The following is a 249-nucleotide window of genomic DNA, read 5'->3' on the forward strand; positions in this document are numbered from 1 at the left end:
CTTCAGATACAAGTTTATCGAAGTGGCTCGTTCGACTTGCACAACGTCCATTATGTTTTTTACGCCGGACGCATCGAGATGAGCAAGAATCGGCAGGTCATATGTCGGCGTGTAACTTCGGGCTGCGAACATTCCGAAGATAGCCTTACTTTCGTAAATCCCGTCCACAACCAATGGCGCATTGGTGGCGAAGTTATTGATTAGATCGGAGATTCGCGGCGCGACCTTTGCACGGTAGCGGATGTCGCG

1 protein-coding gene is annotated in these 249 nt (G+C 50.6%); it reads right to left on the minus strand.

Annotated features, from left to right (window positions below; translation table 11 throughout):
* Nucleotides 1-249: hypothetical protein (locus tag SCA31_RS24785; protein WP_410699611.1), on the minus strand; the 249-nt coding region annotated here is incomplete at both ends.

The sequence above is a fragment of the Chryseobacterium sp. SIMBA_028 genome, from assembly GCF_046535285.1.
Lineage (GTDB): Bacteria > Bacteroidota > Bacteroidia > Flavobacteriales > Weeksellaceae > Chryseobacterium.